General features: G+C 46.0%; 12 protein-coding genes. 11 read left to right on the top strand and 1 reads right to left on the bottom strand.

Annotation, left to right across the window (positions count from 1 at the left end; genetic code table 11):
• Positions 1 to 154 precede the first annotated feature (154 nt).
• From NSQ91_RS19645 to NSQ91_RS19615, 7 genes are all read left to right on the top strand, one after another.
• Complete coding sequence (locus tag NSQ91_RS19645) at positions 155 to 766, top strand: ribonuclease HII (protein ID WP_076100429.1); 612 nt, start codon at positions 155 to 157, stop codon at positions 764 to 766.
• A gap of 118 nt (positions 767 to 884) precedes the next feature.
• Positions 885 to 3,074: a DNA ligase gene (locus tag NSQ91_RS19640; protein WP_340919467.1), complete on the top strand. Its 2,190-nt coding sequence runs from the start codon at positions 885 to 887 to the stop codon at positions 3,072 to 3,074.
• Positions 3,071 to 3,373 carry an EscU/YscU/HrcU family type III secretion system export apparatus switch protein gene (locus NSQ91_RS19635; protein ID WP_038571992.1) on the top strand — a complete coding sequence of 101 codons (303 nt, stop codon included), beginning with the start codon at positions 3,071 to 3,073 and terminating at the stop codon, positions 3,371 to 3,373. The genes NSQ91_RS19640 and NSQ91_RS19635 overlap by 4 nt, the downstream gene beginning before the upstream one ends.
• Positions 3,370 to 3,756: a YraN family protein gene (locus tag NSQ91_RS19630; RefSeq protein ID WP_076281600.1), complete on the top strand. Its 387-nt coding sequence runs from the start codon at positions 3,370 to 3,372 to the stop codon at positions 3,754 to 3,756. Before NSQ91_RS19635 ends, NSQ91_RS19630 begins: the two co-directional genes overlap by 4 nt.
• 154 nt (positions 3,757 to 3,910) lie before the next feature.
• Positions 3,911 to 4,327 (top strand): hypothetical protein, encoded by a 417-nt coding sequence (locus tag NSQ91_RS19625; RefSeq protein WP_081383206.1) that lies wholly within the window; start codon positions 3,911 to 3,913, stop codon positions 4,325 to 4,327.
• A gap of 174 nt (positions 4,328 to 4,501) precedes the next feature.
• Entirely contained in the window at positions 4,502 to 5,011 is a 510-nt protein-coding gene (locus NSQ91_RS19620; RefSeq protein ID WP_076304594.1) for a metallophosphoesterase, read from the top strand.
• A 207-nt stretch (positions 5,012 to 5,218) separates the two neighbouring features.
• Positions 5,219 to 6,898 (top strand): YifB family Mg chelatase-like AAA ATPase, encoded by a 1,680-nt coding sequence (locus tag NSQ91_RS19615; RefSeq protein WP_340919461.1) that lies wholly within the window; start codon positions 5,219 to 5,221, stop codon positions 6,896 to 6,898.
• Between the two features lie 369 nt (positions 6,899 to 7,267).
• Here NSQ91_RS19615 and NSQ91_RS19610 read toward each other — a convergent pair whose 3' ends face one another.
• Positions 7,268 to 7,696 carry an organic hydroperoxide resistance protein gene (locus tag NSQ91_RS19610; protein WP_036688575.1) on the bottom strand — a complete coding sequence of 143 codons (429 nt, stop codon included), beginning with the start codon at positions 7,694 to 7,696 and terminating at the stop codon, positions 7,268 to 7,270.
• Positions 7,697 to 7,838: 142 nt separating this feature from the next.
• On the opposite strand from NSQ91_RS19610, the gene NSQ91_RS19605 reads away from it, so the two are divergent.
• From NSQ91_RS19605 to dprA, 4 genes are all read left to right on the top strand, one after another.
• Complete coding sequence (locus NSQ91_RS19605) at positions 7,839 to 8,327, top strand: MarR family winged helix-turn-helix transcriptional regulator (protein ID WP_340919459.1); 489 nt, start codon at positions 7,839 to 7,841, stop codon at positions 8,325 to 8,327.
• Positions 8,328 to 8,679: 352 nt separating this feature from the next.
• Complete coding sequence (gene sucC, locus NSQ91_RS19600) at positions 8,680 to 9,840, top strand: ADP-forming succinate--CoA ligase subunit beta (protein ID WP_038571984.1); 1,161 nt, start codon at positions 8,680 to 8,682, stop codon at positions 9,838 to 9,840.
• Between the two features lie 62 nt (positions 9,841 to 9,902).
• The gene (sucD, locus tag NSQ91_RS19595; RefSeq protein ID WP_036688571.1) at positions 9,903 to 10,832 is read left to right on the top strand and encodes a succinate--CoA ligase subunit alpha; all 930 of its coding nucleotides are present in this window, start codon (positions 9,903 to 9,905) and stop codon (positions 10,830 to 10,832) included.
• A gap of 224 nt (positions 10,833 to 11,056) precedes the next feature.
• Complete coding sequence (dprA, locus tag NSQ91_RS19590; protein ID WP_076304478.1) at positions 11,057 to 12,175, top strand: DNA-processing protein DprA; 1,119 nt, start codon at positions 11,057 to 11,059, stop codon at positions 12,173 to 12,175.
• Positions 12,176 to 12,199: the final 24 nt, after the last annotated feature.

The raw sequence follows: 12,199 nt of genomic DNA, 5'->3' as shown, positions 1-12,199 counted from the left end.
CCGGAAATTTTCGGGGGCTCTTTTTTTTGCTGATTTGGATCAAATTGGAGTGGTTATTTGTACATGACCATGTGAGCTTTACTATGGTAAGCTGACTTATGTAGTTTATAGAATAATTTATAATTGGCGGTGACAGATCGTGAGTACGATAGATATGTTGAGTTATGAAAAAGAGGGCTGGGAACAGTCTTATCGCCGTATAGCCGGCGTAGATGAAGTAGGCAGAGGTTGTTTGTTTGGGGATGTTGTTGCAGCAGCGGTGATTTTGCCGGAAGGGCTTATTATTGATGGCGTCAACGACTCTAAGAAGCTTACAGCGAAAAAAAGAGATGCCTTATTCGAGATTATTATGGAGCAGGCGATAGCTATTGGTGTAGGTTATGTGGATTCCCGCATGATTGATGAAATTAATATTAAACAGGCTTCTCGTCTGGCGATGAAAAAAGCGGTAGAAGGTCTTAGTCATACCCCGGACTATATGTTAATCGATGCTGAAAAAGTTGATCTTCCGTTGCCGCAGCAGGCGATCATAAAAGGGGATGCTAACAGCCAGTCTATTGCGGCAGCTTCGATTATAGCTAAAGTAACAAGAGATAGACTGTGTGAAGGGGTGTGGGAGGAATTATACCCTGATTATGGGATTGCGATACATAAAGGTTATGCGACCAAGCTTCACAGGGAACAAATTACGGCGTTAGGTCCGACACCTATGCATCGGCGCAGCTTTATTGGGAAGATTCTTGCTGAACAGCAAACCCTTTTTTAGAAATATCAGAATATAAAAGACGCCAAAGGCGTTTAAGCTTGGATAAATTCACCGCTCAAAAAAGTCGGATTAATACCGATATAGTAAGAAGAGAGAAAATGGAGGGAGGAGAAACGGTATGAATATCGGAACATTGATCCGTGGATTGCTCGGGGATAATAAACCGGGAGCAGCCAAGTCTTTGGAATTGAAGGAAGGGCAGGTTGTACGTGGTGTTGTATTGTCTGTATCGGATTCGGGAAAAGAAGCCGTTGTGCAGATTCAAGGCACACCTGTTCGTGCGGAGTTGGAAACACCACTACTGCCAGGAGAGACCCTGAACTTACAGGTTGGAGCACCCGGAGAAGGCGGATTGCCCGTATTGAAGCCGGTCTCCCTCGGCGAAACGGTGTTAGCCACCCCGCAAAACATGGGCGAGGCATTGGAATCGCTTGGGCTTACTGACTCCAAAGCGGGTCGGGAAATTGTGTTGGCGATGCAGTCGGGTGGTATTCCGCTTACCAAAGAGACAGCGGCGATTCTGGATGCTGTAATGAGTGCGAAACCTGCGGGCGTGCCGACCTCAGAATGGCTTGATGCAGCTGTCATTTCTGTAAAGCGGGGCTTGCCGGTTACCCCTGAAAGTGTGAAAGGATTGCAGCAGGCGGTTTTTGGTCCGCAGCTTCATCAGCTTTTGTCAGCGCTCGAAGAACAGATTACGATTTGGGCAGGTCAAGTCGCCGGTGAAGAAACAACAACAGCCGAAGCTAAACCTGGAATGGGTACCCCGACCGGAAAGCTGAATGCTCCTGTAACGACAGGTACGGGCGCTGTGATTAACGGGGAAGTGGTATCAGCAGGTGATGCTGATGCGGAAATGGACCAGGTTTCGATTAAAGGAACTGGACAACCTGTAAGTAAACCTGCTGAAGGTAGTGCTGGTGTTACTACTACAAGCGGAAGTGCTGCTGCAACAGGAGGGGCAACGGGAGCCGGAGTTATTTCTGATGAACCAATAATTCCTTTGAATTTAGTGAAATCAGAAATATCAGGAAGTGCAGCTGCAAGTACAGCTGAAACTCCTGAGAATGAAACCGGTATTGTAACTGCCAAGCCAGTGGTCCCCGAAGAGGCTGGTGAGGTAGTTCAGCTCTCGAAGAGTGGAAATACTGGTGAACCTTTGACTGGGAAAATAACTTCTACGCTTGCTTCAGGAACTCAGAGTAGTGCTGCTAACACGCAAGGGGACGGAATTGTAAGCAATCAAAATAGTTCTAATCAGAGCGAAACTCATGGCAATGAAATGAGTCTAAATAAAGATAGAGCGCAGGGTAGTATCAGTGGCGCGAATACAAGCGCCACTGGATCAGCTGGTGCAGATAGCCAAGCTGCTGCGGGAAGCCAAGCTGGTGCAGCAAGCCAAGCTGCTGCGCCTAGCGGGGCTGCCCTGCTCGCGAAGCTGCAGGGCGTGCTCACCGAGTTGCGCGGCAGCATGCCGCAGCTCGCGAACGTCCCGCCCGCTGACGCGGCGGGACAAGATCCTGCCCCCGCGCCGGCAGCGCCGCGCGGGGAGACCACGGCTGCTGCGGCTTCGCCGGTGCAGCCAGACACCGCCCCACCCGCGGATGCGGAGTCGTGGGTAGGGCGGGTGTTGAAGCTGCTCGGTGCGGAGCACGAGCAGCAGGCCGTGCGCGGCGGCGCTTTGCCGTCCGCGGAGACGGCGCGAGCGGCAGCGGGGACAGCTGCAGCCGCGCTAGGCAGTGTCGGCGGGGAGCAAGCTGCCGACACGTTGAAGGGCGTGCTGCTGCAGCTTATGAGCAGCAGCGAGGTGCCGCCCGCGGTAAAAGATGCCGCGAGCGGGCTAGTGCAGCAGCTGACAGGCCAACAGCTGCTGCTGAATACAGATCGGACTGCTCCCTTCGCGCAGGTTACATTGTTCTTGCCGCTGCAAGGTCCAGATGGGCAGGAAACCGCATCGGTTCATATCCAGTCCAGGCGGGGCCGCAAAGGGGAGTTGGATGCAGCTAACTGTCGATTATGGTTCGATTTGGACATGAAGCAGCTAGGGCAGACATTGGTAGATGTGCAGGTTGTCGATCGAATCGTTAGTCTTAAGCTTCATAATGATCATCCGTGGGTGCTTGAGCTGCTGGAGACGCGGCGTGAAGATATAAAAACTGCGGTAGAATCCATCGGTTATCAATTATCAGGTTTAAGAACCGAACCCTTGCCAGAATTGAATTTGCCTAAAGAGCTTGCTGGCTCCAATACTAATAAGTTTGTTGATTATGTTCCTGAGGCTTACAAAGGAGTGGATTACCGTATATGAATGAGCCTGTACAGCCAATTTCACAAGGGCTCAAAAAAGCGGTCGCTCTCAAATATAGTCCCGGACAAAACGAGGCTCCTGTCGTAGTAGCCAAGGGACAAGGCGCGATAGCAGACCTTATTCTGCAAAAGGCTAAGGAGAGCGGGGTTGCTGTTCAGGAAGATGCAGCCCTCGTGGAGGTGCTTTCAAAGCTTGATCTGGACCAACAGATTCCGTCTGAGCTCTATCAGCTGGTGGCGGAAATCCTCAGCTTTGTGTATCAGAGCGATCGTTCCGCTGGTGAACGGGGACAAGAATGAAAGAGCCCTATGTAAGAAAGCACTATAACCGCAAAGAGAAAGGAGCTGCTGCAGAGAACGGAGCTGTGCAGTACCTATCTTCTAGCGGGTATATGATATTGGAACGGAATTGGCGTTGTCGTACTGGAGAGCTTGATATCATTGCGGAGCGTGAAGACTGTATTGTTGTTGTCGAAGTTCGTAGCCGCAGTGGAGAGCTGCTTCAGGGAACTCCAGAAGAATCGGTGAATGCTCGCAAAATAAACCAGGTTCGGAGTACAACACAGGTTTATTTGCATATGAAGGGTTATGAGGAACGGCGGGTTTCTTTTGATGTAATTAGCGTCTTGTTAAATGACGATCTTAGTCTAGCTTCACTTAGTCATATTCGCGAGGCGTTTTAAGAGTAACTCTATTTTCTCATGCGATTCTTTATGAATTTGCTGCTGTTCTGATAAAAAAGTCTTTACATACCTTCCGCACTGTGGGTCATTTCTCAAAAGAAATGGGTAAACATTAGGAGTAACTTTTTAATGTCATCATGAGGAGGGCTGTCTAGTGAAGAATAAACCTTCTGAAATGCAGGTTAGTTTTACATGCCAATATTGCCAGCAGAAGATTGAAGTGGAATTTAAAGCAGAGCCAATATCTGTCGTCTGTTGCGATAATTGCAATAAGACCTTCACGGTAATGCGGCCCACTATAGCGGAGGAAATATTAATAGATTGGGAAAATGAAGCGTTATTTCAAAAAATCCGGGCTGAAAAGTCGCAAAACAGCAATAGCAGTCTCTTAGCGCTTGTAATTAGAGTTATTGAACTGCTTACATGGCGTGACAAAGGCAATGGACAGGTGGAAGCGATCAAGGAGATGCGTGGCTGGCTCATTGACAATGAGGAGGCGCCTCCTTTAGCTGAACTGATTCAGAGTGATGTTAATAAACGTTCGAGTAAGCGGCGCGACTGGGAAAAGTAACATTAACAATAAAGAGGTATTCCGTCATCGCCTCATGACATAGAATGATACGTATAATTTCGTGAGAAATTAGGCGGAAAAGTCCTCGGGGCTCCGAATTTCCTAGGGTTTATGGGTAGTCGGAGCTTTTTTCATACATACTGTCATTAGAATAGAAACAAAAGGAGGGTGCACATGGCTAAGATTTTTTTCACATCTGATCATCATTTTGGGCATAAGTTGATCATTGATTTTGAATCCAGACCCTTCAACGATGTAGAGCAAATGAATGAAGTTATGATTGAAAGTTGGAATTCGGTAGTGAATCCGGACGACAAAGTATTTCATTTAGGAGACTTTTCTTTTCTGAATAAGGAGGCAACTCGTGCGATTGTGGCCAGGCTGCATGGATACAAAATCCTGATCCTTGGCAATCATGATCGCGGCCGCAGCCGAAGTTGGTGGCTTGAGGCAGGTTTTGATGAGGTTAGTGAATATCCTTTGATTTATAAGGATTTCTTTTTCCTCTCACATGAGCCTATGTACATGAATAAACATATGCCTTACGTAAATGTGCACGGCCATATTCATGGGCAAAAATATGAGGGAAACAATCATTTTAACATTTGTGTAGAGCATTGGAACTATAAACCGTTGACTTTTGAGCAGATTAGGGACTCGGTCGTAGTTAAAGAAGGGGATTGATGTAGGTCTTTAGAGATGTGCTTTCGCTTTTATGTAAAACTTGAATTTCTTATTCTAAAGATAAATTGCTCACAGATTGCGTTAGGACACAACTTCTATAATGTACTTAACAGCTAATATATATTTGGAAAATAAGGAAGCACCTTTTTTCTTGAAGCTATGACACCCCAAATTAGGGTGTAATTCAGGAGATGAGGTGTTTTTATTATGTATGGGAAAATGTTTAGCGCGTGTCTGTATGGGATTGAAGGGGTAATGATCGGTGTGGAAATCGATCTTGCAAATGGACTGCCGCAGACGAATATCATTGGCTTACCAGATTCAGCGATTCGCGAGGCTGTTGAACGAGTTAGGGCTGCCGTTAAAAATTGCGGTTACCGCTATCCACAGCAGCGTATTACGATCAATCTTGCTCCAGCTGACCTGCGTAAAGAAGGTTCCGCTTTTGATCTAGCGATTGCTTTGGGGATACTGATAACTAGTGGCCAGTTGATTATGCCTTCAGCTCAAGAGATGCTTTTGATTGGAGAGCTTGCGCTCGACGGCAGTCTGCGTCCGGTTTCGGGTGTGCTGCCGATGGTTGAAGTAGCGCGTAAAAGCGGGTTTAAAGCCGTTCTGCTCCCGCAAGGCAATGCGGCAGAAGCCGCTTTAATCAGTGGCATGAATGTTTATACCATCGACCATTTGCAAGCGTTAGCGAATGCTGCTGAATCTGTGGCTAGCTTTGGTCCGATTATAGATAAGCTAGTTCCTCTAGAAGAATCTGAAGGATCACCACTTCCTTTTCCTGTATCCGTGAGTATGGGGACGGGGGCAAAAGAACAACCTCCGGTGCTTGTTCTTTCTGTAGAGCATCTCAAATATAACCCTAAATATTCTGATTCTGAGGCTGCTTCTTCCGAAGCGAATGAAATAATGGATGATTACAGTGATGTGCTTGGACAGCAACATGTGAAAAGAGCACTAACTATCGCGGCTGCAGGGATGCATAATATTATGCTCATCGGCCCACCTGGCACAGGCAAAACGATGCTGATCAAACGCCTTCCCAGTATCCTTCCACAATTGTCGGACAGTGAGGCACTTGAGGTAACCAAAATTTTTAGTGCGGCTGGAAATTTGAAGGATGCACACAACGGTTTGCTGCGAAGTCGTCCATTTCGTTCTCCACACCACACGATATCTTCTGCCGGATTAATTGGAGGGGGCGGTATTCCCAAGCCAGGTGAGGTAAGTCTTGCGCATCGAGGTATTCTGTTTCTGGATGAATTGCCTGAATTCTCCCGGAATGTGCTTGAAGTGCTGCGACAGCCCCTCGAAGATGGGGTGGTTACTATAAGTCGTGCCCGGGCTTCCTTTACTTTTCCTGCCAAATTCATGCTCGCTGCATCGATGAATCCGTGCAGCTGCGGCTTTTTTGGAAGCGGTATCTCCCAGCAAAATTGTACCTGTAGTCCATCAAGGATTGCCCAATATCGAGCCAAAATATCCGGTCCATTATTGGATCGGATCGACTTACAGGTTGATGTTCCCCGCCCGAAGGAATGGAATCGGAAGGGGCATGTTTTATCGTCAGCAGAGATGCGTGCGGAGGTGTTGGCTGCTCAGGCCATCCAAGCTAAACGTTACAAACGACTGGCGATTTCATGGAACAGTGAACTTTCCGGTGCTTCCCTTCGGAAATATGCAAGCCTAAACCGAGAGAGTGCTCAAATGCTGTATGATATTTTGGAGAATTTAGGTCTAAGCATGCGAGCGCATGATCGGATTATTAAGCTATCCCGTACCATAGCTGATCTGGAGGGTGCACAGGATATTTCTTCTGCACATCTCGCGGAAGCTGTGCAATACCGTAATCTGGATCGACAGGTATTAGCGGAGGAATAAAGATAAAAGAGCAGCGATTCCCGTTAATGAGAATCGCTGCTCTATACTATGGACCGGTAGTGACGAGCACCGCCGAACCATTATTATCCACTGATGCTTACGGAACGGACCTAGAGGACGTTGTTTGCAAGTTTTTAGCCCTTGGAGCGTAGATTCGGACTCTGGAGACGCTATTCCTTCGGAAGAAGGTTATATTGAGTGGTTTTCATTCCATTAGCTGCTATGAGGTCCGATAGCATCCCAAATATGGGATTAAGTTGCGTTTAAGATCAACTGTGTCCGTTAGCGACTTCGAATGTGAAATGCCACGTATTCAAACGAAGGTTAGATCGTTTAGCAAATTTCACATGCATTTTTCTCTATAATTTCTTACAGTACATTCAGTTCTACTTCGATATTGCCACGAGTGGCACGGGAGTAAGGACATGCGCCATGGGCAGCTTCTACCAAAGATGCTGCGGTTTCTCTGTCAACGCCTTTAACCAGCACGTCAAGCTTAACCGCAATGCCGAATCCGCCATCTTCAACTTTACCAAAGCTTACAGTGGCCGTAACTTCACTGCCTTCAATCTTCACTTTTCCAAGACGAGCAACCATGTTCAGAGCACTGTCAAAACAAGCGGAGTAGCCAGCTGCGAATAATTGTTCAGGATTAGTGCCTTCACCACCGGCACCCCCCATTTCACGTGGTGTACTGATCGTAAGGTTGAGTTTAGGGCTTTCTGATTCTATATAACCGTTTCTTCCCCCAACGGCTTTAACTGTGGTTTCATACATCTTTTGTTGAATTGTCATCATAATAAATCTCTCCTATTCATTAATTAGTTTGTGTACAATCTAATTTATCACAATTAATATAAAAGTCAAATTAATTTTTTGCTATTATTATGATATATGAGGGAATTATGATAAAATAAAGAGATAAGGCGGGTGAATAAATATGAAAATGAGTGAAGAAGATATGCAGAAAATGACTACAACCCCAGAGCTGCTGATCGAGAATCAGCTCTGTTTTACCATTTATGCTTGCTCGCGTGAGATTACAAAGCTGTACCAACCGTATTTGGAAAAGATCGGTTTAACTTACTCCCAATACTTAGTAATGCTTGTGTTATGGGAACGGCAGCAATGTACAGTGAAAGAGATTGGTGAGGCGTTATTTTTGGATTCAGGCACGCTGACTCCGCTATTGAAACGCTTGCAAGCTGCAGGCCTAATTATACGTGAACGCTCGATGCAGGATGAGCGAAAGGTATTAATCTCACTAACGAAACAAGGCTGGGCACTCCAAAGTGATGCCGTGTGTATTCCCGGCAAAATGATGGAAGAAACGACACTGACAAATAATGAATCCATAGAGCTACTTGATCAGTTTAAAGACTTACTGAATCGTGTTCACGAAGCTAATATCCAAGATAGTAAAAAGTAAGCGTAGTAAGGAGTCAATGCGATCGTTCGCATTCCGGCATGAAATCAAGCGAAAAAATGTGTACAAATCATGAATATATTTAAGGTAAGCGTTTTAAAAACATGTTACACTATTCTGGGTTCCTTTGTATGGCATATAGGTAAATATAAGCTTAGTCTTATAGATTTACACAATGTCTCTTGCAGAAATAATGCCATTCTTTTTACGAGTGGTAGATCAGTTTCTGCTGGTTCCGGAATAGTGCTGCATGTATAACATCAGCCTATCCCTAACCCCGCGGCAATCAAAACGGAAAGCGAGATGACAACAGGCTGCCTGTTTAGTCACCACGCTACTTTAGGAGGCTACCGCTATGAATATCCACGAGTATCAGGGAAAAGAAGTGCTTAAGAAGTACGGTGTAGCCGTACCGAATGGAAAAGTAGCTTATACAGTGGAGGAAGCGGTAGAAGCCGCAGAGTCACTGAGCACACCGGTTGTTGTAGTTAAAGCTCAGATTCACGCAGGTGGACGCGGTAAAGCTGGAGGAGTAAAGGTTGCTAAGAATATCGATGAGGTGCGTAGTTACGCAACTGAGATTCTGGGTAAGACTCTAGTAACTCACCAGACTGGACCGGAGGGTAAGGTAGTAAAAAGACTGCTCATTGAAGAGGGTTGTCAAATTGTTAAGGAGTATTACATTGGTATCGTAGTTGACAGAGGTACTGGCCGAGTGGTCATGATGGCTTCTGAAGAAGGCGGTACTGAGATTGAAGAAGTAGCTGCAACACATCCGGAGAAAATTTTTAAAGAGATCATTGATCCGGCAGTGGGTTTGCAGACTTTCCAGGCGCGTAAGCTGGCTTACAGTATCTCTATTCCTAATGAGCTGGTAGGCAAAACTGTGAAATTCATGCAAGCGCTATATTTAGCTTTCGTGGATAAAGATTGCTCTATTGCCGAAATTAACCCATTGGTAGTGACTGCGGATGGGAATGTGATGGCACTGGATGCCAAACTGAATTTTGATTCCAACGCCTTGTTCCGTCATAAGGATATTCTAGAGCTGCGGGATTTGGATGAAGAGGATTTAAAGGAAATCGAAGCCTCGAAGTATGACCTTAGTTACATTGCACTTGATGGCAATATTGGGTGCATGGTAAACGGTGCAGGTCTCGCGATGGCGACTATGGATATTATTAAGTATTATGGGGGCGAACCCGCCAACTTCCTGGATGTAGGAGGCGGTGCAACGACCGAGAAGGTAACAGAAGCCTTTAAAATCATTTTATCCGATGAAAAGGTGAACGGAATTTTTGTTAACATTTTCGGTGGTATTATGCGCTGTGATGTTATCGCTAACGGTGTTGTAGAAGCGGCTAGTCAACTGGGTTTGACCAAACCGCTGGTTGTGCGTCTTGAGGGAACAAATGTTGGATTGGGCAAGCAGATTTTGGCCGGATCGGGACTTAATATTGTTGCTGCTGATTCTATGGCGGACGGTGCCCGTAAGATTGTGTCTCTTGTGCAATAATGGCCTGATTTAGGAAGCCAGTTATCGTATTTGACAATATAAGTAGGGATGTGACTTAAGGCATGAGCATTCTTGTAGATAAAAATACGAAAGTTATCACGCAGGGAATTACAGGATCAACGGGTTTGTTCCATACTAAAGGTGCGCTGGATTATGGAACACAGATGGTTGGAGGGGTAACACCGGGTAAAGGTGGAACATCTGTCAACATCACGCTTGAAAATGGCAGTGAGGTTAGCCTTCCGGTATTCGATACTGTTGTAGCTGCTAAGGCGGCTACAGGCGCAACCGCTAGTGTAATCTATGTACCGCCAGCATTTGCAGCAGACTCCATAATGGAAGCCGTGGACGCAGAACTCGACCTGGTGATTTGTATTACCGAAGGGATTCCAGTGCTTGATATGGTAAAAGTGTCCCGTTATATGGAGGGGCGCTCTACTGTATTGATCGGACCCAACTGTCCGGGAGTTATCACTCCTGGTGAGTGCAAAATAGGAATTATGCCGGGTTATATTCATATGCCAGGGTATGTAGGTGTTGTCTCGCGCAGCGGAACTCTAACCTATGAGGCTGTTCATCAGCTGACCACGCGTGGAATCGGGCAATCTTCAGCTGTAGGTATTGGCGGAGACCCTGTTAAAGGCTCAGAGTTTATTGATATTCTGAAGCTTTTTAATGAGGATCCGGGTACAAAGGCAGTCATCATGATTGGTGAAATTGGCGGAACCGCAGAGGAAGAAGCAGCAGAGTGGATTCGTGAGCATATGACTAAGCCGGTAGTAGGGTTTATTGGCGGCGCTACTGCACCTCCTGGCAAACGTATGGGGCATGCGGGTGCTATTATTTCCGGAGGCAAGGGCACAGCGAGTGAGAAAATTGCCGTACTTGAATCGTGCGGAATCAAGGTTGCTCCTACACCTGCCGAAATGGGCTCAACGCTAGTAAGTGTGCTTGAAGAACGCGGTATTCTTAGCGCTTTTACAACGCATTAATTATTTTATTTACTTGAAGGAATTCACTCTACGCGAGTGGGCTTCTTTCGTGTATAATTATTTCAGAGGTAAGCAACCTTTTGTTCCTATCCAAGGGATAAAAGGTTGCTTTTTTTGTTTTTTAACATAGAAAAATATTGAATTACAAGAAAATATTGCATTCCTCTAATTCATGTTACAAAATAGGGAAGGCTAACCCTTCCATTAAAGGAGAGTAAGCTTATATGGAAGAAAAAGATCTGCTGTTTGGTTTTAATGAAGTGGAGGGGATTGGCTGGAAGAGTATCGACAAGATTCGCAGAGCCGGTTTAATGTCAGAACGAGCATTTTGCTTTAGTGCAAAAGATTGGGAAACGATCGGATTGAACGGAAAGCTGTCGAATTATCTTGCTTCCATATATACATTAGAATGGATCGCCAAAAGGCGCTTATTAATGGAAGAATGTGCAGTGAAGATGGTAACTGTGTTTGATGCGGCTTATCCTGTTTTGTTGAAGGAGACGGCACAGCCACCGTGGATCCTTTATTATCGAGGGCGTTTGGAACTGTTATCAACTCCTAGTGTGGCGATGGTTGGCACTCGTGTGCCAACAGCTTATGGACGAAAGGTAGGGGAGATTCTCGCGGAGGAGCTTAGTGCAGCAGGTCTAACGGTGGTTAGCGGACTTGCGAGGGGGATCGATAGCATTTGTCATGAAGCGGCGCTAAGAAGCGGTGGAGGGACCATAGCGGTAGTGGCAACAGGGTTGGACAAAGTCTATCCAACTGAGAATATTGAACTGGAGCGGCGTATCTCTCAGGATGGGCTTGTCATTACAGAGTATCCTCTTGGAACTAAAAGTCATCCTGGATTATTTCCACAGCGTAATCGGATCATAGCAGGTTTATCACGGGGGACAGTGGTCGTGGAGGCTGACAGTCGCAGTGGATCACTTATTACAGCCGATGCTGCCTTGGAAGCTGGGAGGGATGTCTTCGCAGTTCCCGGACCTATTACATCACCTAAGAGCAGAGGGGCGTTAGAGCTTATCAAGCAGGGGGCAAAGCTGGTAACCAGTGGATTAGATATTATAGAAGAATATACTTCTTATTTGCCGACAAACGTAATAAAAACAGGGAATAATAGCACTACCGAACAGACAGCAGACGACTTTATGATTGAAAAGAAATTGACAAATGAGGAGTCTCACCTATACCATATACTGCATCAAGGCCCTTTTATATTGGACGATCTGCTTGTAAGAACAGGATGGGATTTTGGACATTTGCATTCAGTTCTGTTATCTTTAATCATAAAAAAAGCGGTAACACAATTACCAGGAGCTATTTATAAGGTAATTTAATATAGAGGTGCGAGTGTTAACGAG

The sequence above is a fragment of the Paenibacillus sp. FSL R7-0048 genome (genome assembly GCF_038004505.1).
In the GTDB taxonomy this organism is placed as follows: domain Bacteria; phylum Bacillota; class Bacilli; order Paenibacillales; family Paenibacillaceae; genus Paenibacillus_AQ; species Paenibacillus_AQ odorifer.
This window is presented reverse-complemented; position numbering and strand designations above follow the sequence as displayed.

What these genes read in the sequence shown, in the direction of transcription:
- NSQ91_RS19645 (WP_076100429.1), top strand. Translation starts at nt 155, where the DNA reads ATGTTGAGTTATGAAAAAGAGGGCTGGGAACAGTCTTATCGCCGTATA.
- NSQ91_RS19640 (WP_340919467.1), top strand. Translation starts at nt 885, where the DNA reads ATGAATATCGGAACATTGATCCGTGGATTGCTCGGGGATAATAAACCG.
- NSQ91_RS19635 (WP_038571992.1), top strand. Translation starts at nt 3,071, where the DNA reads ATGAATGAGCCTGTACAGCCAATTTCACAAGGGCTCAAAAAAGCGGTC.
- NSQ91_RS19630 (WP_076281600.1), top strand. Translation starts at nt 3,370, where the DNA reads ATGAAAGAGCCCTATGTAAGAAAGCACTATAACCGCAAAGAGAAAGGA.
- NSQ91_RS19620 (WP_076304594.1), top strand. Translation starts at nt 4,502, where the DNA reads ATGGCTAAGATTTTTTTCACATCTGATCATCATTTTGGGCATAAGTTG.
- NSQ91_RS19615 (WP_340919461.1), top strand. Translation starts at nt 5,219, where the DNA reads ATGTATGGGAAAATGTTTAGCGCGTGTCTGTATGGGATTGAAGGGGTA.
- NSQ91_RS19610 (WP_036688575.1), bottom strand. Translation starts at nt 7,696, where the DNA reads ATGATGACAATTCAACAAAAGATGTATGAAACCACAGTTAAAGCCGTT.
- NSQ91_RS19605 (WP_340919459.1), top strand. Translation starts at nt 7,839, where the DNA reads ATGAAAATGAGTGAAGAAGATATGCAGAAAATGACTACAACCCCAGAG.
- sucC (WP_038571984.1), top strand. Translation starts at nt 8,680, where the DNA reads ATGAATATCCACGAGTATCAGGGAAAAGAAGTGCTTAAGAAGTACGGT.
- sucD (WP_036688571.1), top strand. Translation starts at nt 9,903, where the DNA reads ATGAGCATTCTTGTAGATAAAAATACGAAAGTTATCACGCAGGGAATT.
- dprA (WP_076304478.1), top strand. Translation starts at nt 11,057, where the DNA reads ATGGAAGAAAAAGATCTGCTGTTTGGTTTTAATGAAGTGGAGGGGATT.